This window comes from Odoribacter sp., from assembly GCF_985060555.1.
In genome coordinates, this window is sequence record NZ_CFKYFN010000070.1 from 26,868 (window position 1) to 48,832 (window position 21,965).

At 45.9% G+C, this 21,965-nt stretch carries 12 protein-coding genes and 1 pseudogene; 12 read left to right on the top strand and 1 reads right to left on the bottom strand.

The window, feature by feature from the left end; translation table 11 throughout:
• The first annotated feature begins 49 nt into the window (after positions 1 to 49).
• From AC5RDS_RS09475 to AC5RDS_RS09500, 6 genes are read left to right on the top strand one after another with little or no spacing between them, the layout of a single operon-like run.
• Entirely contained in the window at positions 50 to 946 is an 897-nt protein-coding gene (locus AC5RDS_RS09475) for an STN domain-containing protein (RefSeq protein WP_157741840.1), read from the top strand.
• Between the two features lie 3 nt (positions 947 to 949).
• Positions 950 to 3,424 carry a SusC/RagA family TonB-linked outer membrane protein gene (locus tag AC5RDS_RS09480; RefSeq protein WP_494222316.1) on the top strand — a complete coding sequence of 825 codons (2,475 nt, stop codon included), beginning with the start codon at positions 950 to 952 and terminating at the stop codon, positions 3,422 to 3,424.
• 19 nt (positions 3,425 to 3,443) lie between these two features.
• Positions 3,444 to 4,865: a RagB/SusD family nutrient uptake outer membrane protein gene (locus AC5RDS_RS09485; RefSeq protein WP_175315787.1), complete on the top strand. Its 1,422-nt coding sequence runs from the start codon at positions 3,444 to 3,446 to the stop codon at positions 4,863 to 4,865.
• 18 nt (positions 4,866 to 4,883) lie between these two features.
• Entirely contained in the window at positions 4,884 to 5,651 is a 768-nt protein-coding gene (locus AC5RDS_RS09490) for a DUF4843 domain-containing protein (RefSeq protein WP_175315788.1), read from the top strand.
• Positions 5,652 to 5,662: 11 nt separating this feature from the next.
• Positions 5,663 to 7,210 carry a PKD-like family lipoprotein gene (locus tag AC5RDS_RS09495; RefSeq protein WP_175315789.1) on the top strand — a complete coding sequence of 516 codons (1,548 nt, stop codon included), beginning with the start codon at positions 5,663 to 5,665 and terminating at the stop codon, positions 7,208 to 7,210.
• A 17-nt stretch (positions 7,211 to 7,227) separates the two neighbouring features.
• Entirely contained in the window at positions 7,228 to 9,507 is a 2,280-nt protein-coding gene (locus AC5RDS_RS09500; RefSeq protein WP_175315790.1) for a TlpA family protein disulfide reductase, read from the top strand.
• A gap of 280 nt (positions 9,508 to 9,787) precedes the next feature.
• On the opposite strand, the gene AC5RDS_RS09505 is transcribed toward AC5RDS_RS09500, so the two are convergent.
• On the bottom strand, positions 9,788 to 10,363 hold the full coding sequence (locus tag AC5RDS_RS09505; protein ID WP_272054865.1) for an RNA polymerase sigma factor: 576 nt from the start codon (positions 10,361 to 10,363) through the stop codon (positions 9,788 to 9,790).
• Positions 10,364 to 10,503: 140 nt separating this feature from the next.
• Here AC5RDS_RS09505 and AC5RDS_RS09510 point away from each other — a divergent pair, with 140 nt between their 5' ends.
• The 6 genes and pseudogenes from AC5RDS_RS09510 to ltrA all read left to right on the top strand — a co-directional run bounded on the left by AC5RDS_RS09510 (position 10,504) and on the right by ltrA (position 21,497).
• Positions 10,504 to 11,880 carry a TlpA family protein disulfide reductase gene (locus AC5RDS_RS09510; protein WP_272054863.1) on the top strand — a complete coding sequence of 459 codons (1,377 nt, stop codon included), beginning with the start codon at positions 10,504 to 10,506 and terminating at the stop codon, positions 11,878 to 11,880.
• A 30-nt stretch (positions 11,881 to 11,910) separates the two neighbouring features.
• Positions 11,911 to 13,104, top strand: coding sequence for a FecR family protein (locus AC5RDS_RS09515; protein WP_272054861.1), 1,194 nt, complete (start codon positions 11,911 to 11,913; stop codon positions 13,102 to 13,104).
• A 27-nt stretch (positions 13,105 to 13,131) separates the two neighbouring features.
• Positions 13,132 to 16,662, top strand: a complete 3,531-nt coding sequence (locus AC5RDS_RS09520) for a SusC/RagA family TonB-linked outer membrane protein (RefSeq protein ID WP_272054859.1) — start codon at positions 13,132 to 13,134, stop codon at positions 16,660 to 16,662.
• Between the two features lie 8 nt (positions 16,663 to 16,670).
• The gene (locus AC5RDS_RS09525) at positions 16,671 to 18,251 is read left to right on the top strand and encodes a RagB/SusD family nutrient uptake outer membrane protein (RefSeq protein WP_272054857.1); all 1,581 of its coding nucleotides are present in this window, start codon (positions 16,671 to 16,673) and stop codon (positions 18,249 to 18,251) included.
• A 33-nt stretch (positions 18,252 to 18,284) separates the two neighbouring features.
• Positions 18,285 to 19,619: a TlpA family protein disulfide reductase gene (locus AC5RDS_RS09530; protein WP_288792223.1), complete on the top strand. Its 1,335-nt coding sequence runs from the start codon at positions 18,285 to 18,287 to the stop codon at positions 19,617 to 19,619.
• A 485-nt stretch (positions 19,620 to 20,104) separates the two neighbouring features.
• Positions 20,105 to 21,497, top strand: a pseudogene (gene ltrA, locus AC5RDS_RS09535) (group II intron reverse transcriptase/maturase).
• Positions 21,498 to 21,965: the final 468 nt, after the last annotated feature.

A 21,965-nucleotide genomic window follows, 5' to 3' on the forward strand; every position in this document is an offset into this window, starting at 1 on the left:
GGAATTGTTGGTAGCAATCCGGACATGTTTAATTTTAATGTTCAAATTTATGAAAAAAAAGCAATCGGAGGTTGCTGCGTTGTATTATTTATTTAAAAAATTACTGCGTGCAATGAAAATTACTCTTTTTCTTCTATTGGTTTTCTTTATTCAAGTGAATGCCAAGACGTATTCGCAGCAGAAAAAAATCTCGCTGAAATATGATAATGTAGAGCTGGCAAAAGTGATGAAAGCAATAGAGAGACAAACGGATCTTTATTTTTTCTTTAATGACCGGGTATTGAATACCGGTCGGAAAGTGTCGGTTAAAGTAGAGAATTCAACTTTAGAGAGGGTTTTGGAAGAGTTGTTTTATGATAGCTATAGCTGGGAGGTCGTGAACAGAATGATCGTGCTGAAACCTTGTGAAAAATCCGTTGTACAGGAACAACAGGAAAAAAAGGTATTTAAAGTGACAGGTGTGGTGGTAGATGTAAAAAAGCAACCACTTCCAGGAGTGACGGTCAGACTGGTGGGAACTTCGTTGGGGACGGCAACGGATGAGAATGGTAAGTTTGAGATAACGTTACCGGTGACAGAGGGAGAATTGGAATTTTCGTTTGTTGGATATAAGGCAGAGCGTAAAGTTTTGAAACAAACCAACCCAATGCCTATGGAAGTTGTATTGACAGAAGAGGTGACAGAGATGGAGGAAGTGGTTGTGACAGGTATTTTTATTCGCAAGGCTGAGAGTTTTACAGGTGCTGCAACGACTTTCAAACAGGAGGATTTGAAGCGATTGGGTAATCAAAATATATTGCAGAGTTTGAAAAATATGGATCCCTCCTTTATGGTTACAGAGAGCGTGGATTTTGGTAGTGACCCTAACCGGATGCCTGATATTCAGATTCGCGGGGCTTCTAGTCTGCCGAATGTGAAAGGTGAGTATAGATCAAATCCCAACTAACCTTTGTTTATTCTGGATGGTTTTGAGGCAACGGCAGAGAAAGTATTCGACTTGGATATGAACCGGGTGGCATCGGTCACGTTGTTGAAAGATGCGGCTGCAAAAGCAATCTACGGTTCGCGGGCAGCTAATGGGGTCGTGGTCATCGAAACCATACAGCCGGAGAAAGGGAAACTGAAGGTGAGCTATACGGGGGATTTGACGGTGACAGCTCCGGATTTGACGAGTTATGATCTTTGCGATGCAACCGAAAAACTGGAAGTAGAACGGACGGCAGGAAGATACAACGGCCATTTTCCGGTAGATGACCAATGGTTGGCGGAGGAATATAACGTGTTGAAAAAAGAGGTGGAACGTGGTGTGAATACCTATTGGCTGGCAAAACCTTTACATACGGGTTTCGGTCACAAACATTCGCTCTATTTGGAAGGCGGAGATGATTATTTGCGGTATGGAGTGGATTTGTCATATAATAAAGTGGCGGGTGTGATGAAAGGTTCGGACAGGGAAACAGTATCGGGTGCGATAACCTTGTCGTATCGGTATAAAAGCCTGTTGTTCCGGAATGTTTTGTCGACTACATTTAACCGGGCGGATGATTCGCCTTATGGGAGCTTTTCGGAATATACGAAATTGAATCCTTATTGGACTTCAGAGGATGAAAATGGTAATGTAAAGCAGGTATTGGGATCGTATAGCCAGCGCGAATGGCAGGAAGCGACGAAGTATTACAACCCATTGTATAATGCGATGTTAGGTACGAAAAATTTTGCGAAATATACGGAGGTGACGGATAATTTTTATGTAGAGTGGCAAATGTATAAGGATCTGAAGTTTATAGGACGTTTTGGATATACACAAAAACAGGATAGTAGGGAAGATTTCTATCCAGGCAGCCATACTCGCTTTGCAGAGTGGACGGGAGACCGTTATTTTCAGCGTGGTTCGTATTACATGAAGGATGGGGTGACGAAAACATTGAAAGTGGATGCGACGCTGAATTACTCGAAACAGTGGAACAAGCACCTCTTGTTTGCCAATTTGAACTGGAATATGCAACAAAATTCGTATGACTGGCACAGCATGGAAGCTTGGGGGTTCTTGAATAACAAGGTGGATCACGTTGCATTTGCCAAACAATATGCGGAGAACGGCCGTCCGGGGGGCGATGAGGAAACTACTCGTGAAGTGGGTGTTGTCGGAGCCGTAAACTATTCGTACGACAACCGTTATTTGGCAGACTTGTCTTATCGTTTGAGCGGGTCGTCTATTTATGGATCAGACAACCGTTGGGGTGGTTTTTGGTCGGCAGGTGTTGGTTGGAACCTACACCATGAGGCTTTCTTGAAAGAAGCTGAATGGTTAAGGCAGTTTAAATTAAGGGCATCGGTCGGTTATACAGGAAGTCAGAATTTCAATCCGTATCAGGCAATGGCGACGTATAAATATTTTACGGATGCGGAATATGACAATATCGTGGGAGCTTATTTGATGGGCATGGCGAACGACAAACTGAAATGGCAGCAGACAAGGGATGTGAATGTGGGATTTGATGCACAATTGCTGAAAGGAATGACGGTACGTTTCGATTATTATGTCAGTAATACGGATAATTTATTGGTGGATTTTGATCTTTCTGGTTCTACTGGTTTCAATACATTCAAGGAAAATCTGGGAGAGGTACAGAACAGAGGATTCGATGCAACCATAAACTGGAGAGTGTACGAGAATACAAAGAATGATGCTTATGTGACTTTATTCGGATCTGTATCATCGAATAAGAATGAAATCAAGAAAATTTCGGATGCTTTGTCAAAATCGAACGATGAACAGATAGATGATGAGGGAAATCCGCTGTCGACTAAACCTTATACCCGTTTTGAAGAGGGACAATCGACAAGCGCCATTTGGGCGGTACGTTCGTTGGGCATTGACCCTGCGTCGGGTGAAGAGATGTTCATAGCCCGGAACGGGTACCGGACCTATGTGTGGAACGTGAATGACCAAGTGGTATGTGGAGAGGCAAATCCTAAATTCCAGGGTAATTTCGGTTTTAATGCGGAATGGCGGGGATTGGCAGTGAATTGTTCGTTTGCATATAAAGTCGGCGGAGAGTATTACAATCAGACGTCGGTGGATAGAGTGGAAAACGTGGATGTGCAGTGGAATGTGGACAGAAGGGTTTTTACGGGGACATGGAAAGAACCGGGTGACAGGACATTTTTCAAGCGTGTGGAAAGTACACCTACACAAACTTATCCGACCTCGCGTTTCGTGGAGAAGTCGAATGAGTTGTCGTTGTCATCGTTGAATGTTTCCTATGATTTTAAACGCTTGAATGTCAAAAGGTATGTAGAGCGACTGAAGATTGCCTTTTACATGACGGATGTCTTCCGTGTTTCAACTGTGAAGGCGGAGAGAGGATTGGAATATCCCTTTGCCCGAACTTGTTCGTTTAGTTTGCAGGCTACTTTTTAATGCTAAATAGAAAGATATTATGAAAAAATTTACAAAAATATTGTTGATAGGATGCTTGTTGGTGACGGTGTCATGTAACAATTGGCTGGACGTGGACCCGAAGTCGCAAGTGAAAGACAAAGATTTGTTCGCATCGGAAATGGGCTTCAAGGAAGCGTTGTCAGGGGTCTATTCGTTGATGACAAAAGAGGCGTTGTATGGGAAAGAATTGACTTTCGGATGGTTAGGTGTATTGGGACAAGAGTGGACGTCTGTTCCCTATAATTATGAGGATGACCAGAAGTATGATTTTGAGAATGCGGCATCGGAGGTACGGATTGATTCGGTATGGACTGGCTTGTATAATGCGATAGCAAATGCTAATAAGCTGCTGAAAGAGTTGGAAGGAAAAGAGAATTTGTTTAGCGGTGACAATTATTTTATCATTAAAGGTGAAGTATTGGCATTGCGGGCATACTTGCATTTCGATTTATTGCGCATTTTCGGAGCGAGTTGCACAGTGGGAATGGAACGGATTGCGATTCCTTATGTGACGGAATATGCGCCGACGATTTTCCCTCAGGAAAAGGTCGGGGATTTTGTGGGTAAGGTATTGAAGGATTTGCAGGATGCGGCGAAATGTCTGGAGAATGACCCGATATTGACAGGACGCACTGTTTCAGAAATTGACGATAACGGCTATCTGATGAATCGTCAGGTGCATTTGAACTATTACGCCGTAAAAGGTTTGATGGCAAGGGTATATTTGTATAAAGGGGACTATGCGAATGCAGAAGTGTGTGCAAAAGAAGTGATTGGCAGCGGATGTTTCGAGTGGGTAAAACAGGAGAACTTGACAAATGAGAGTGTAGCTGACCTGACCTTTTCGACCGAGCATTTGTTTGCGTTGAACATTGTGACCTTGGGTAATATTGTCGATAAATACCTGGATGGAGGAAACAATAGTTTCGCCTTGGAGGAAAGCAGATTATCGGAATATTATGGTTCTTCTTACGACTATCGTTATCTTTATCTGTTTAAGACGGGTGTGGGTATGAGCAATACCTTGCGTTATCTGAAAAAATATGACCAGTTGGAATCTGTTTCTTGGGCGCAGAGTTATCGTAACAAACTGCCTTTGATATGTTTGCCTGAAATGTATTACATCTTGGCGGAATGCCGTTACCATAGTTCCGGTGATGTGTTGGAACCGTTGAACGAGGTGTGTCGTCACCGTGGTGTGGCAGATTTGTCGGAAGCAGACCTTTCGGCTTTTGAAACCTTGCTTTTGGCTGAGTACCGTAAAGAAGTCATAGGGGGCGGTCAGTTGTTTTTCCAATATAAACGCTTGAATCGTTCTGTAGTACCTGGAACAGATGTGGATTTGGCAGGAGAAGGAAGATATGTGATACCGATGCCTAAAGAAGAACTGGAAAATCCGGGTTGGGTCAGCAATCAATAAAATTTAAAGATAGAACGTATGAAAAAATATATATTTATGTGTCTTGCAACTCTTTTGTGTTTAGAGGCTTGTAAAGAAAACGAAAGACAACTCTTCGCTTTGAATGAGGATTTTTTGAATATTTGGTTTGGTGGGGTAGAATTGACTTCACGGACAGATAGCACGGTGTACAATTACTATTACCGTCCTTTGACGCTTGAATATGATTCGGTGATGTTTCATGTCCGGGTGGCAGGGATGCCGTCAGCGGTTGATCGTACCTTTGAATTGGAAGCTGTGGAGGGTGACCTCGGCCAGGTAATTGCCGGCGAGCATTATGTCGTGAAACCTTATGTGATACCCCAGGGGGAAGTGTCGGGTATTTTTCCGATTTACCTGAAGTCAACAGATGATTTTAAAAATTCTTCTTTTAAAGTGGTTTTTGCGGTGCGTGAAAAAGACGGCTTTCGCGGTGGTGCGAGGGAATATGCCCGATTGTATTTGATTGTGGAAGATATGGAAAAGAAACCGTTTTACTGGGAAGAGGATTTGGAAACTTATCAGCCATTAAGCAAATTTTGGGGAACATATAGTGCGGTAAAATATCGTTTTATGACGCAAGTTATCGGAGTCCCCGTTACTCGTGTATGTTATGGTGCTGTTATTCCTTCGGCTCCGGGGGAACTGACCTATTCGGAAGCGGTTTATTGGCAAAATCGATGTCGTCAGGAATTGGAGGCGTATAATAATGACCCGGCGAATCCTGACCGCCCCCTCTCGGATGAATACGGACCTATTTCATTTTAAATTGTATGTTTATGAAAGTATTGAATAATGTATTGTGGGTGCTTGTATGGGTGTTTATGGCGAGTGCTTGCTATGAGGATAAGGGTAATTATGATTACCGTGATTTGGATGAAATCATAATTGATACGGCAGGTGCGGGAATCCGTACCGACTATTCGGTTGCACTGCAGGAAACGCTTGCAATTCCTCTGAAAGTATATTGCAATGGGAAACTGGTGAACGGTTCCGAAAAAGACTTTCCGGAATTGGAATTCAAATGGGTAGCCATACAGCAAGAAACGACGACTCCTATTCTTTCCAGCGATACGCTTTCAACTGAAATCGAGTTGAACGTAGCGGTCAGTTTGCCGACTATCAATTGGACATTGATTTTTTCCGTCCATAACAGACAGACGGAAACGGATGATTTTATGAAATTCAATCTGAAAGTACATGCTGGCTTGAGCGAGGGGTGGATGGTGTTGTACGAGCGGAATGGGAAAACCGATGTCGGTTTGATTGCCAATGACCTGGTTTCACCTGATGTTACACAGGAAAAGATAACCTTGGATGTATATTCTTCTTTGAATGGGGAGGCTATGAATGGCAAGCCGGTACGAGTCGTTTATTCCATGTCAACGAAACCGGAAGTCGTTTATCTTGTTTCTGATCAGGAAATAATGGGTGTTGACCCTGTTTCTTTTACGTCGCTTTATACTTTTGACAATCTTTTTTATGAAGTGCCTGCCCAACGGAATATCACTTGTTTTACAGTATCTTCCGGACGGCGTGAATTCATGGTAAATGACAATAAGGGGTATGGTTTGAATGCTTCTTCGATGGGGTCGAATCGGAACACGCTTAAATTCGGAGTACCTTGTAAGGATGAGAGTGGAGAATTGGCACCCTGGTGTGCCCAAATGGCGACTGCGGGTTATATGGGAGTTGTTTACAATCAGTCGACACAAAAATTCCGTTGCCTGAAAAATAACGGTTCGGCATTGTCTGATTTTTCGGTGCAGGGTAAAGAGGCCGCATTCGATTGTAATCAAGTCGGATTAGAACTTGTTGCCAGCGATTTCGGACGTAATAATTATGAGCATATTCTGATGAAAGATGCTTCGGGACATCATTATTTGCTCGTTGCTGATTTTTGCGGGATATTCACTCAGAATGCTATCGGTAAAGCTAAATACGACCTTGGCGGTTGTGAAGGTTTGGATAAAAAAGTGGTATCCGTGACTGCCGGTTATAAAGGAGAGATTTTTTATTATGCAAGTGGAAATACCTTGTATTTGCTTGATTATAAGTCAGTGCCTGCGAAAGCGACTCCTGTATGGACAGCGCCTGCGGGGACGGAAATTACTTGTGTCCGTTTGCAAAAATACCTTTATGGTGCAAGTGGTAACAAGCCTGTCAATGATTGTGAGGTTATTTATATTGCGACTGCCGATATTGCAGGTGAGGGGGTTGTTTACCAATTGCGTGTAGATCCGTCGAGTGGCGTAGTGGATAAAAGCTCTGAGAAAAGTTACGACGGTTTCGGACGTGTTATGGATATGGGGTGGAAAAAACAATAACATTAAAAATATTTAAAATGATGAAATCAACTTTTTTAATTGCGTTTTTTAGCATAATGGCATTTTTAGGGGGCGTGCGAGTAGATGCCCAAACTATCCGCTTGAATACAGCCGATTTGAAAGCAATAAAGGCACAAATGGAAACGTCGGATAAACAAGCGGCTGTCGATGCCGGCATCCGTTTTTTCAACGGAACCTGGAAAGAGGCATTGGCAGAGGCGAAGAAATCAGGTAAGACCATATTTATGGATTGCTACACCGATTGGTGTGTACCTTGTAAGCGTTTGTCAAAAGAGGTCTTTACCTTGAAAGAAGTAGGAGATTATTTCAATGAACACTTTGTGAATGTGAAGATGGATATGGGTACAGGAGAAGGAAAAACGATGGGCAAACAATGGGGGGTGAATGCCTTCCCGACCTTGCTGTTTTTTAATACTGAGGGAGATGTGATTCATCGGATAGTGGGTGCTCCTGATCTCAAAATATTGCTGGCGGAAGGGAAACGGGCCGTTGAGAGGAAAGGATATGCCTGGATGAATGAGCAGTATGCTTCCGGTAACCGTGAGCTTGCTTTCATTCAGTCTTATATGGAGGTGTTGTCATTGGCATCCGAGAGCCGGAAAGCGGAAAATATTTGCGTGGACTATTTCAAAACATTGGATAAGAACAAATTGACAGAACGTGAATATTGGGATTTTTTCCGTAAATATATTAAGGATGTTGACGATGAGACGGCCGTATATGTGTATAAACATCGGGCGGATTTTATTGCAGCATTGGGAGAAAAGGAAGTGAATAAGAAAATATATTCGTTGTACAATTCAGGTGCATACCGTTATTGGAAAGAGCAAGAGGGACAAGGTACTTTTGATGAGAAAGGATTTGAGAAATATGTCAAACGATTGATGAAAAGTGATGTCGGCGGTAAGGAGAATATTGTGGAGGATGCCCGGATGTTTTATGCGGAAAAACAGGGAGATTGGGCTTCGTTTATAAAGATGGCTACAGAGCGTTTGGATAAAGGTGGCATGTCGGATTTTATCGTCTACAACTGGGGAATACGCTTGAATGTAGAATGCCAGGACCCGGTTTTTCGTGAAGCGATTGCGGCATTGACGGAGCGTAGAGCCAAGGAATTGTCGACATCTACAGAGCCGTCAGACATACAGATGATGAAAAGTTTTGAAAGTATTGCCGATCGTATCCGTCATCCTGAGAAGTATAAAAAACAGTCTTCGGTGGTTACGATCAGCGGTAAGGTAAATGCATTACGTCCGGGAGAGAATGTGGTTCAGGTGGTGAAACAGGAAGGACATTCCAAACAAGTGATAGATTCCTGTACTATTCAGAGTGACGGAACTTATGAAATGAAGGTGACTGTAAAGAATCCGGGTTTGTACGAGTTGGATTGTCAACGTGGACAAAAAGCGACAATATGGCTCGGTGATGAGGATGTGAGTGTGGATTTCCCTGGTTTCGGAACATCGAAATTTAAGGTTATGCGTCCAGCCTATTATGCTGTCAAGGGGCGAACCAATAATGAAGTGTTGGATGTACTGAATTGGGAGTCTATGCGTTTCATGAGAATGGTAGGTGATATCGGTAGAGTACTGTATGGATGCAAAGACTTGTCGGCGGAGACACAGCGGGAATTGAATGAAACTTTGGGAAATACTTGTCGTGCAGAATATTTTGATTGTATCAGTCATTGGGCTGATATATATGCTGACCGGGAGTCTGTGGTGGTATTGCTTTCACAATTGCAAGATGATAAATACAATGCAGTGGTGGAGCGTATAGCGAAAAAATTGACAGAAGCTTATCCGAATAGCGAGGCTGTAAGGAATTTCAATATTACGTTAGAACAGAAAAAACGGTTGTATGAAGGAATGCCCGCTCCTGAATTTTCTTTGTTGACAGCAGATGGAAAGAGTAAGTTGGGACCGTCTGATTTTCGAGGGAAAGTGCTTGTGATTGATTTTTGGGCTTCCTGGTGTGGCCCGTGTCGGGGTGAGATTCCGAATGTAAAGAAGGCTTATGAGACTTATCATGAAAAAGGCGTTGAGTTCCTGAGTGTTTCTATCGATAAAGATGAAGTAGCTTGGCGTAAAGCCTTGGAAGATGAACAAATGCCTTGGTGCCAGGTATTGGCTCCACAGGCTGGTAAAGAGGTGAAAGAACTTTATCAGTTCAGTGCTATCCCTTTTATTGTTGTAATTGACAGAGAGGGAAAGATTGTTGGTAAGAATCTGAGAGGTCAGATATTGCTGAATAAACTGGAAGAACTGACGCGATAGATAGTGCTTCCAGCGGAGAAAGTATGTTTGCAAGGGACTGTCTAACAATAAAACGTTATTCAGTCCTTTTTTTGTATCCTCCTGATAATATATATTTTTTCAGTAAGTTTTAGGATGTCTTATTATTTCTACAATAGTAGCCTTTTTAAGGCTATTCAGCAATAAAATGTGGATTGGTGTTTATATACATGTTTACTGGGAATTATAATAAGCGGATTACTGAAACTAACTGTCGGTACGGATAATTCCCGAAAATATTTTGTTGATAATGGTTTCGTTTTTATTCCAGCCATTGCAGCCATTGCAGCAGCAGTGTGGCGGCGAGAAAATGATTACCCGTCCGTTTTTGCAAGTCTTTGCGGAGCAGGTCCAGCATGCAGGCTTTTTGTTTTTTGACGGCGCTTTCCGTAATACCTAACAGTTGGGCGATTTCGGCATTTTTAAGCCCTTGTTGGAAATGAAGTTCGAAGATCCGGCGGTATTTTTCCGGCAGGCGTTCGATGGAATCGTACAACAGGTTGAGAGTTTCCTGTTCGATGATACTGTTCAGAAATTCGGTACGGTCATCCTGTTGCGAGAGGTAATTGGATTGCGCCTGGTTTTTCCGCAGAATATCAATCGCTGCATGATGGATGCAGGAATACAGAAAAGCTTTGAGCGTGAGGACCGATTTGAAGCTTCCCCGTTGTTCATAGGCCTTGTAAACCGCATCCTGTACACAATCCTCAGCCAAAAAAGCATAATCCGGTCCCAGATGCCGGGAGGCATAGACTAGCAATTTAGCGTATAGCTCGTTGTAAAAAGTCCCGATGTTTCCGGATTTGAATTCCGAAAGCAGCTGTTCGGTTTGTGCCATAACATACGAATTTATACCACAAAAATAGTTATATTTTTAAAGATCCTTTATTATCTGTCCGGAATAAATAAAATTTCTTTTTTTACTGTCCTTTTTCCATCCTTTTACGTCTTTTAAATATAATCTTAAAATGTAAAAAAATGAAAATGAAAAAACAGACACAGTGGTGTTTTGCAATTATGCTTGCCGGAATGCCTTTCTGGAGCAGTGCTCAGCTTCTGAAAGGAAAGGCGGACGGCGGAATCCAGGAGTTGCAGGTAGGAATTTCCTTAGACGGTGACCAGGGGGCGATGGAGTATAGGCCGGTGGAGTTGAAGGAAGACGGTACGTTTGAGTTCGATACCGGTCTGGTATCACCTTTTAATGATGTTATGGTTTTTGTCGATGATAACGAAATTGTCGGTGCTCATTTGGAACAGGGAAAAACATTGGAGTTGATACTCCACAGGGAAAAAGACGGAGATTTGAAGTATACTTTCCGCGGGGATAACCGGGGGTTGTCGGAATTCTATACCCGGTTTGCACGGGCATTCGATTTTATGCGTTATATGCCGATGGATGCTCCGGAGAATGTGAGCAGTGCGGATTACCTTGCTCTGTTAGAGAAAGAGGCGGAGACGGTGAAGGCACTTTTGCCCTCTGTTACCGGTACAGAACTCAACCGTTACTATACACGTCTGACAGAAGCTACTGAGAAATCGTTGCGCATCCGTTTGTTGAGAGAGGACAAAAGCAGGGAAAAAGAGTATCGGGAGTTGCTGGCTTCTATCGATGTAAATGATGAAATTAGTATGAGGAGCGATCTGGCCGGTATGTATATACATTGTAAAATTCCGGCTGAACTGCTTGCTTATGGAAGGGATATGACTCCTTGGGCTTTGCACTATATGGATACGGTGGATTATTATGTGACGAATCCTGTCGTGAAAAAGGCTTTGGTGAGAAATTGTGCGGCTACTTATTTCTGTTTCGGTAAGGGCGGTGACTATATGAAATTTTGGGATAGGTTCCGGACCTTCGCCGGTGATTATCCGGAGATCATCCGGGATTGTGAGGAACGGATTGCGGGTATCTGCCGGACGGCCAAGGGAACTGATGCCGGTGATGCCGTTTTGCAGACTCCGGATGGGAAGACTTGTAAATTATCCGATTTTTTTGGTAAATTGACCTACATTGACGTGTGGGCTACGTGGTGCGGTCCCTGTTGTGCGGAGATTCCTCATTTGGAGAAATTGGTGGAACGTTTTAAAGACAATGATAAGATTCAGTTTATCAGTATTTCAGTAGATACCGCTCTTAAAGCATGGTTGAATAAGCTAGAGAAAGACAAACCGGCTTGGGCGCAATTCATCTTCCCGAAAGAGGAGGCCGCACGCTTCATGCAGGCATGGGGAATCAGCGGTATTCCCCGTTTTATCCTGATTGACCGCAACGGGAAAATATATGCGGCCGATGCGCCCCGTCCTTCGGATGAAGGCCTTGTAGAGATATTGGAAAAAGCGATGAACGAAGAGTAACACACAGGCGAAAGCCATAAACGACATCTTATGAATACGGTACCGGAATATACGGAAGAGATTGCCCGTTTGATTTTGCAGCGTATCTCGGGTACGATCGGCGAAGAGGAGGCCGGGTTATTGGACGCGTGGCGGAAGGCCGACCCGGCAAACGAAGAGACTTACCGGCGTTTGTTGGACAGCGCTTTCCTGGAACGGGAATGGAGGCGGATGAAGTCGGTCGACGCTTCGCGGCCCCTGGCAGATATGCAGGCGAAAATCAGGAGAGGCAGGTCCCGCCGTCTGGTGGTCCTAGGGAAACGGGCGGGCATTGCGGCTGCTGTCGTGACCGGACTTATTGTGGGAGGAGTTGTTTTTTTCAGACATGAACCGCAGCCTCCCCTGACGGTTGAAGGAATCGGGGGGCAGGAAACGGCTTTATATGCTTCGCAGATTCATCCGGGAGAGACAAAGGCCGTTTTAACGACGGATGACGGACAGGTCATTGATTTGGGAGCGGACGCTGTCAGGAACGAAAAGGCCATAAAAAACCGACGGATAAAGGGAAGACAGGAGAATTCGACCGATGTTCCACGCTTCAATCACCTGACTACACCACGAGGTGGGGAGTTTGAAATTACTTTGGAGGACGGTACGAAAGTGTGGTTGAATGCCGAATCACAATTAAGCTATCCCGATACGTTCCGTTCGGATGAACGGCGTGTGATTTTAAAAGGAGAAGCGTATTTCCAGGTGGCGCACAATGAGGAAAAACCGTTTTATGTGGAATCAGACGGCCAGTTGGTGCGGGTATACGGTACAGAATTCAATATCCGCTCCTATGAAGAGGACGCGGCAGTCTATACCACCCTCATATCGGGAAGTGTGGCGCTGCAGGTGGCTGGAAACCTGAATGCCGAGTTGTTTCTTACACCGGGACGTCAGGCCGTGTTTGACAAGAAAGAGGCTTCCGCTTTTGTACGTTCGGTAAATACGGAGGTGGTAACCGGTTGGCGGAAAGGGTTGTTTGTCTTTGAAGAGCAGAATCTGGGACAAATCATGGCTACTTTGGCACGGTGGTATAATTTCGATTACGAATTTGCAGATAATGTCCTCAGCGAAACGGTGTTTATGGGGAGTGTACCCCGCTATGGAGATTTCAACGAAGTATTGGAGATTTTGGAAAAAAGCGGTGGATTGAAATTCAGGCTGGAGAATCACACCGTTATTATTTCGCACAGATAAAAGTGTACTAACTAAATTTATACGATTATGTTAAAAATGAACATCAGGCAGTTGCTTGGAGTAGTGGCCTTCTTGACCTTTTTCTCCGGGGGAGCGATGACTCAGAATCTGAGTGTGAGCTATAAAAACAAGCCATTGGAAGAGGTATTGGCCGATTTGAAACAAAAGACAAATTATAATTTTGTTTATCAGAAACAAATTTTGGCAGGTACCCGGTCTGTGACGGCAAATTTTAACGATATGCCTTTGACCTACATCCTCGACCGGGTGTTGTATAACAACGGTCTGGATTATGAAATTGTGAAAGAAAATGTGATTATCCGTCCGGCGGACAAAGAGAATTTTAAAAAAGTAGTCAGCGGCCGGGTGGTTGATATCCAGAATATACCTATGCCGGGCGTAAATGTACGGGTGAAGGATACCGGAACGGGAGTGGCAACGGGCATCAACGGCGAATTTTCCATTCCGGTGGAGGGTAGCCATCCGGTATTGGTTTTTTCGTTTATAGGTATGCACGACAAAGAACTGCGGATTACCCGCGAGACACAGAACCCCGTTGTGGTAGAGATGCTGGAAAACGCCACCATGATGGAGGAGGTGATTGTTACCGGTTATCAGAACCTTAAGCGAGAGAGTGCTACTGGTGCCTATCAGCTTATCACGGCCAAAGAGATGGACAACCGCTATACGACGGACATTGTCAGCAGCCTTGAAGGTAAGATTCCCGGGTTGGTGAGCTACAACAACGGGCTGAAAAGCGGCGAAGACGCGCTTACTATCCGGGGCGTGGGTTCCTTTCAGGCAAAGACCAGTCCCCTGATTGTCGTGGACGGGTTGCCTATCGAAGGGTCGCTGGAAACGGTCAACCGTTATGACATTGAGAGCATTACCGTGCTGAAAGATGCCTCTGCTGCCTCCATTTACGGGGCACGGGCTTCCAACGGGGTGATTGTCATCACGACCAAACGGGCACGTCAGGAGAAACTCTCCATCGATGTCAGCGCCGACCTCACCGTGAGCGAAAAGCAGTGCTACGGTAACCATGAATGGGCGAACGCTTCCGAATTGCTGGAGCTGGAACGCTATAATTTCGATTATGTGGTGGGAAATGAGGATGCCTACCAGACATTGTATGGGCAGTATAGCAGCCAAAGAGAAAAACTCTCGCCGATTATGCAGTTGATGATGGACCGGCATACCGGCAGGATTTCAACCGATGCATACAATGCGCAGATTGCCGAATGGAAGCAAAACGACTATCGCAAAGAGTGGCAGGATGTAATGCAGCGCAAACAGATTGTACACCAGTATAACGTGGCGATGCGCAGCATGGGCAAATACCTCAACTCCAGCATTGTCATCAATTATAAAGGCGACAATACGGGCATGACCCGCCAGCACGACAATGCCCTCAATATGAGCTATAAAGGCGATGTGGAACTCGTCGACGACCTGCTGACCCTTTCCGTGGGCCTGAACCTGATCCGGGAAAACAGCAAGACCCATGCCGATTATTTCGGTTTTAAAGGCATGCACGCCTTTGCGCCCTACCTGAGTATGTACAATGCCGACGGCACACCCGCTGCCATGAAGGCCGAAGTGGATTTGAACGAACCGGCCCTGAAAAACCCCGCTCTGGGACTGAAATCCGAGGAATACAACCTGCTTGACGAAGCGCGGCGGAATTTCACGAAAGCCAACCGCACCAACCTGCGTTCTTTCGTACATGCCAGTCTGGACATATTGCCGGTACTGAATCTGAATGCCCGCTTCCAGTATGAGGATATCACTTACAAAAGCGAACGCTATTTAGAAAAGGAATCTTATGACATGCGCCACCTTTATAACTTGTTTACAAGTGGCGGGGTGCACTACATTCCGGATGGCGGTATGCTGAACATCGATACGGAGAACGGGGCTTATTACACCTTCCGCACCCAGGCAAACTATGGGCAGGAGTTCAATGAGAAACATGCCGTAGAGGCAGCTGCCGGTTTTGAGTACCGCGAGACGAAAACCCGTTCTACCCATACGCTTCTTTTGGGATATGACGACCAGACACAGAGTAACTTGACCAATATGGTGAATCTCAAAGACCTCAGAGACCTTCAGGATTCTGATCTTGGGGTCAACTACTCTCCTGTCGGGAGCAGTCCGGTGGATGATCTCAGCGGTAACGGAGCGGGATTCCGGACTTCGGAAGTCTTACACCGTTTCTATTCCCTTTATTTTACCGGCGGATATACTTATGGCAGACGCTACAGCGCGTCGTTCTCCTGGCGTGTGGACAAGACCGACCTTTTCGGTGCGGATCCCGAATTCAGGGGACGTCCGTTGTGGTCGGCAGGTTTGAGCTGGAACCTGAACAACGAGGCATTTATGAAGCCCTGTACCTGGCTGGATGTCCTGAAACTGCGTGTCAGCTACGGACTGACGGGTAATATCGACTCTTCGGTGTCTTCGTTTTTGACGGCTTCGTTGGGCGTCAACGGTATTACAGGCAATAAGCAGGGGACGCTGAATACGCCTCCCAACGACCAGTTGCGTTGGGAAAAGACGGCTTCCTGGAATACGGGTATGGATTTTTCCTTTTTCAGCAACCGGTTGAGCGGTTCGTTGGATTGGTACCGGAAATACAGTTCCGACCTGTTGACCGTGACGGATCTCGACCCCACCACCGGCTGGTCTTCTTTGACCATCAACAATGGCGAGGCCTTGAATACGGGTATCGAATTGGCGCTCAATGGCGAAATCCTGCAGGCCGAAGACCGCCGTTCCCTGGGCATCAGCGCTTCTTTGAATTTCGCTTACAATAAGAACGAAGTAAAGGCAATAGAGCATGAGGAACCGGACGGGTTTGGCTCTATGCGTGCTTTGCATGAAGGACGGCCGGTCAATTCGCTTTATTCCTGGCGTTTTGCAGGATATATGACGGATGCACTGGGCTACCAGCAGCGCGGGTGGTATAAAGCCGACGGTTCTGTTTGTACATCGGATGTCGGAGGTCCGGAATTTACACCGGATGACGTTGTCTTTTCCGGTAGTCTTGACCCCAAATATGTCGGGAGCTTCACACCGCATATCACCTGGAACGGCTTCAGCCTGTCCGCCATGTGTTCCTTCTACGGCGGACATAAGATGCGGGCGAGGACAAGCGATTATGAGACAGTGGGGAGTGCAATGGGATATGCGGGCGATGTGGTTGTGCGGGGGTTGCTGAATTATTGGAAGAGTGAGAACAAGGATGCCTGGCGTGCCAACGGATATTTGGGAATGACCGGTGTCGAAAATCAGTATAGTACGGAATATATGGATTGCACGGTTGTTCCGGCCGACTACCTGAAGGTGCGCAACATCGTGCTGGCCTACGATTTTTCCAGGACGCTTTGCCGGCGCCTGGGCATGAGCGCTATGCGTTTGCGCTTCCAGATGAACAACGTGGCCACCTGGGCACGCAACAAATGGAACATTGATCCCGAGACAGTGGATCCCTTCAGCGGTGCAACGCTGGATAAGACTCCGCGCAGCTATACCGTCAGTCTGAATATTAATTTTTAATCCGAGAAATGATGAAAAGAATAGGATTTATCATGCTCTTGTGGGCGTTGTTGACAGCCTGTGAGGATAAATTGGACATTACCCCGAAAGGGATGACTGTATTGGGGAAGGTGGATGAACTGGAAACCCTGCTGAATCAGAGCTATGGATTTGGAGCGGTTACAGACCTGGGAATTGTGTGCAATGAATGTTACAGTTCTTTTGAAAATGCGGCTACCGCTTTGTCGGTGCCGAACACGCTGAAGTATGCTTACCTGGCGTATGATGAAACCGTCGACCGGGCGGCTTTGACGAAAACCGATGAAACCTATGCGGCTATTTATCAATATGTGAACTACATGAACATCCTGCTGGACAAGCTGGACGGGGCGGAAGGCGATGAGGCGAAAAAAGTGCGTCTGGCGGCGGAAGCCCGGGTGATGCGTGCTTACCTGCACTGGCTGGCTGTGAATATCTATGCCCGGCAGTACGACGAAGCCACTGCCGGAACGGCGGGCGGTGTGGCTTATGTGACCGATTTGGATGTGACCGGCGAGAAAACGAAACTCTCTGTGGCCGAGGTTTACCGCCTGATTCTGGAGGATTGCGCCAAAGAGCAGATCGAATGCCTGTCCGATGCCACTCCCGATGTCTGCCGGGGCGGGAAAGCGTGGGGGTATGCCGTGCGTGCCAAAGTGCTCATGCAGATGAAAAAGTATCCCGAGGCATTGGATTGTGCTTTAAAGTCAATTGAATACCAGAATACTCTGGAGGATCGTTCGGTAGTGGTGGCGTCCGGCAGCTGGTCTTTGCTTGACAGGGCTCCCAATAATATATTGTTTATGCGCAGTGGTAGTGCACCTTTCGGGGAAATTCTGTCGAGGGAGACTGCCCGGCTTTTTGAAGAGGGCGATTATGTGCGCTATTATGCTGTAATGGGCGGCGGAGGCGGAGATGACGGAGAAGATGAAGATTATGGTGAGGAAGAAGACGGTGAAGATTGGGGCGATGAGGATTGGAGTGATGAAGGCGGGGAAGGGGACCGGAGCGATGAAAACTGGAGTGATGAGGAAGGCGGCTGGGAGGATGATGAAGAAGGCGGTTGGGGAGACATTCCGGTCGATCCGAATCCGATGGGTATCTGGAATTCTATGTACGGTCTGATGCTGGGAGGAATTGAGGGCGGACTGATGAATTTCTCTTTGGTGACTACAGTGAATGCCTACGGTATTACCGTAGACCGGATGTATTATACCGCAGCCGAATGTTACATCCGTACGGGGGAGATTGACAAAGGACTGCATTTGGTGGATGAGGTACGCCGTCGGCGCATTCACCCGGATTTTTTTACGGCTTACGAAGGGACGGTGCATACCGAAGAGGAGGCTATGGCGCTCTTGCAGCCCGCCAAGTGGATAGAATGTATTTCCACCTACGAAAATTTTTTCGACTGCAAGCGCTGGAATACGGAAGCGAAATACCGCCGCACGATTACCCGCGAGGTGCCCGGATCCGGCACCTACACCCTGGCTCCCGATTCGCCCCTGTGGGTATTTCCCTTTCCGAACAATGCCGTGCGTTACAACGCTTCGTTGACGCAGAATTATTAATTCGTATGGGTTGAAAATTAAATTGTAAAGCAAATGAATGGATTCAGATTATTGGTTTTCCTGTGCAGCGCCGTCTTCGCGGCGGGCTGCGCCGGAAATGCCGGTGAGTATGTGCTGACCGGGAAGTTTGAAAATGCCGCTGCCTCTTATGCCATGATTAAGTGTGGCAAAACCGTTGAAGATATGGACACCATCCGCCTGTCTGCCGATGGCTCGTTCCGCTATGTCCGGAAACTGGAAAAACCTGCCATTTCTTTTATGATGGTGCCCGAAACCGGATTCTTCAGCGTCATTATGATCAACGGTACCCGGAATCATATCGAGGCGGATTTGTCCAGGGTGGGCGACTGCCGTATCACCGGCGACCTTGCCGATGCACACCGCCTTTATGCGGAATTGCAGCGGGAGATGAAGGAAAAGACAGGACAGGATTATGCCTCTTTCAAGGAGGCCGAACTTACCTTTGCGGATTTCCGCCTCCGTGCGGAAAAACGTCTGGCTGACATCCCTGATACCACTTTCCGCAGCTTGGCGCTCCGCGAACTGGATGCTTCTGCTTTCCTGACCTTGTTCACCTGGCTGGGGCGGTTGCAGGATGCGGGACTGCCGGTGTCTTCCGATCCCGACTACAATCGTTTCATGCAGGAATGCGATGTGGACAACCCCGGGTATATGGCTATCGGATTGATAGACTATTATTTTTCCTGGTGCTGTCAGTGTCGTCAGGAAAACGGCGGTAAGGACGCCTGGCAGTATACGCTTTCGCTGGTTGCCGGTAAAATCGCTGACCTGCAGATTCGCGAAAAGGTCTACATGAATATACTGACGGAGTTTTTTGCCGGTGAGGACGCTGACGGGGAGGCTGAGGCCGTTTTTACCCGGGGGATGGACCTACTGCGGGAGGCTGAAAATCAGGAAGCTCTCCGGAAGCAGTACGGGATATTCAAAAAACTCCGCCCCGGTGCCGATGCTGTGGAGTGTGAACTGGAAGATATTACCGGAAAGGTCTTTAAGTTTTCAGACCTGCAAGGCAAGGCGGTTTATTTGGACGTGTGGGCAACCTGGTGCGGTCCCTGTTGTGAGGAAATTCCTTATATGGAAAAAGTAGCGGAGTATTTCAGAAACGATCCTCGTATTGAGATTGTCAGCATTTCTGTGGATGCTAACCGCAAGGCGTGGGAAACAAAGCTGGAAAAAGACAAACCGGAGTGGAAGCAATTCCTGCTAAAGAATTTTTGCGATTTGTACAATATCAACGGAATACCCCGTTTTATGATGTTCGACAAGAAGGGGCGGATTATCACGGTGGATGCACCGCGTCCGTCCGACCCGGAGATTATCGGTTTTATTGAAAGTCATTTGAAGTGATTCGTGTTTTATCGGGTAGGAATGACTTGTCGATTCCTGCCCGATTTTTTAGTATGTTCGGCATGAGTATTATCTAATGGGTACAAGTCCCCAATGAGCCCTAATAGCAGGAATCATACAGCCCAAATCAAGGGTGTCCATCGCGAGGTGGAATCTGAAAGCATCTGGTGGCAAACATCTGGTCTGACGAACAGAAACTTCATATAAGGCATATAACCGTGGGTAAGGTTGCTAAACAAACTAAAGCCTTATAGCTATTCGGAACGGTTGGTGTAAATGAAGCAGACATAAGATGGAAAGTTAATACCCTTATCCGGGGGCTCACGGACATACAGTATAGTTTCCTTTTTTACGAAATGTATGGAGTAACGCTTGCCGTGAGAAGTCAGCAGAGGTCATTGTAATGGGGGTATCGATAGACCCCATGAAGGACCGAACCTACTAATCAAACGATAGTAATTGAAAGTTACCTTATGAAATAAAGAATGCAGAAAACATCAGCCCAAGCTAATGACTGCCCTCAAAGAGACAGGACGGAATCCGAATGGTATGAGGGAGTGCAGACCTTCATGTGGATGACTGAAGACAACATCGTGGAAGTACCATTTGACAAAGAACACCTATTGGAAATCATCCTCAGTCCATTGAATCTGAATAAAGCCTATAAGGTAGTAGTCAGAAACAACGGTAGTGGCGGTATCGACAAGATGTCATGCGAGCAGCTTTTTTTATGGCTAAAATTCAATAAGGATGAATTGATAAGTTGTTTATAATCATGTAGTTGTAATTTGTACCTGTTCGCAGGGGAGAAATTCCCAAGGACAATGGCAAGAAACGCCTTTTGGGTATACCCACTGTGGAGATCGGTTGGTGCAACAGGCCATAAACCAAGTATTGACTCCGGTATACGAGTGTCAGTTTCCCAGGACAAGTTACGGTTTCCGCCCTAAACGAGGGTGTCATGATGCCCTTCTAAGAGCGTAAAAGACAGTGGCTGAAGGCTATAAATACGTAGTCGACCTCGACCTTGAGCGCTTCTTTGACACGGTAAGTCATAGCAAGTTGATAGAGATACTCAGCCGTACCATAAAGGATGGACGGGTAATAAGCCTGATACCCAAATATCTTCGCAGTGGTGTAATAAACCGGGGCTTGTTCGAGGTGAGTGCAGAAGGTACTCCCCAGGGAGGTCCTTTAAGTCCTCTGTTGAGTAACATCATGCTAGGTGGGCTTGATAAAGAACTGGAGAGACGCGGGCTTCCCTTTGTCCATTACGCAGACGATGTGCTGATATTTTGTAAATCCAAACGTGCCGCCCGGCGTGTAAGGAAATCAATAACTCGGTTTATAGAGGGAAAACTCTTCCTTCAGGTAAACCGTGAAAAGACTGTTGTGTCTTATGTAAGAGGAGTAAAGTTCCTGGGCTACTCCTTTTATGTGATGAGAGGACAATGTCTCCTAACAGTGCATCCCCAATCCAAAAATAAGCTGAAATCGAAACTCAAAGAGTTGACAAGTCGCAGTAACGGTTGGGGCTATGATATCAGGAAACAGAAACTCAAGGATTACATAAGAGGATGGATTGCCTACTTCCATCTTGCACAAATAAAACGCCTTTGTATTGAAACCGATGAATGGTTAAGGCGACGTATACGCATGTGTATTTGGAAATCATGGAAGAATGTCAAGACTAGAGTGGCCAACTTAAAGAAATGTGGTACTCTTGACTGGCGGGCATATCAATGGGAAAACACTCGTCTAGGCTATTGGCGTGTGGCAAACAGCAGACTGGTAACCTCTGCAATGTCTAATGATATGCTGCGTAAGGCTGGCTATGTGGTACTGATGGACTGCTATCTCAAATGGTGCCCAAAATAGGAACCGCCGTATGCCGAACGGCACGTACGGTGGTGTGAGAGGTCGGAAAACGAAAGTAGGAAGAAAATTACTTCGTTTTCTTCCACTCGATTTTTTCTCCTTTCTTCTCCCTTTTTAAAGCATGGGATACTCTATAACGTAGGTTTGTGTGTAATAATTTTGTAAAGTAAAATTGCTGGTTATCAATTTGTTGTGTGTATTATTGAATTTTTTTTGAAAAAAAGTGTGTAAAAAATTTGGAAATGGGATATTAATGTTTCTATCTTTGCAGCCACAATCAGGAACCGATGTATTGAACAAACGGAGGAGGTGAGAGGGTATGATGGGTTGGTTTACAGGTTTTTATGTTGTGCAGAGTTCTTCAGAATATTGCCCTGGTCGGGTTCTGAAAAAAAACTTCAAAAATTTCTTTTGAAAAGTTTGGAAGTAATGAAAAAGTCCTTACCTTTGCAGCCGCTTTCCGAAACG

What these genes read in the sequence shown, in the direction of transcription:
- AC5RDS_RS09475 (WP_157741840.1), top strand. Translation starts at nt 50, where the DNA reads ATGAAAAAAAAGCAATCGGAGGTTGCTGCGTTGTATTATTTATTTAAA.
- AC5RDS_RS09485 (WP_175315787.1), top strand. Translation starts at nt 3,444, where the DNA reads ATGAAAAAATTTACAAAAATATTGTTGATAGGATGCTTGTTGGTGACG.
- AC5RDS_RS09490 (WP_175315788.1), top strand. Translation starts at nt 4,884, where the DNA reads ATGAAAAAATATATATTTATGTGTCTTGCAACTCTTTTGTGTTTAGAG.
- AC5RDS_RS09495 (WP_175315789.1), top strand. Translation starts at nt 5,663, where the DNA reads ATGAAAGTATTGAATAATGTATTGTGGGTGCTTGTATGGGTGTTTATG.
- AC5RDS_RS09500 (WP_175315790.1), top strand. Translation starts at nt 7,228, where the DNA reads ATGATGAAATCAACTTTTTTAATTGCGTTTTTTAGCATAATGGCATTT.
- AC5RDS_RS09505 (WP_272054865.1), bottom strand. Translation starts at nt 10,363, where the DNA reads ATGGCACAAACCGAACAGCTGCTTTCGGAATTCAAATCCGGAAACATC.
- AC5RDS_RS09510 (WP_272054863.1), top strand. Translation starts at nt 10,504, where the DNA reads ATGAAAATGAAAAAACAGACACAGTGGTGTTTTGCAATTATGCTTGCC.
- AC5RDS_RS09515 (WP_272054861.1), top strand. Translation starts at nt 11,911, where the DNA reads ATGAATACGGTACCGGAATATACGGAAGAGATTGCCCGTTTGATTTTG.
- AC5RDS_RS09520 (WP_272054859.1), top strand. Translation starts at nt 13,132, where the DNA reads ATGTTAAAAATGAACATCAGGCAGTTGCTTGGAGTAGTGGCCTTCTTG.
- AC5RDS_RS09525 (WP_272054857.1), top strand. Translation starts at nt 16,671, where the DNA reads ATGATGAAAAGAATAGGATTTATCATGCTCTTGTGGGCGTTGTTGACA.
- AC5RDS_RS09530 (WP_288792223.1), top strand. Translation starts at nt 18,285, where the DNA reads ATGAATGGATTCAGATTATTGGTTTTCCTGTGCAGCGCCGTCTTCGCG.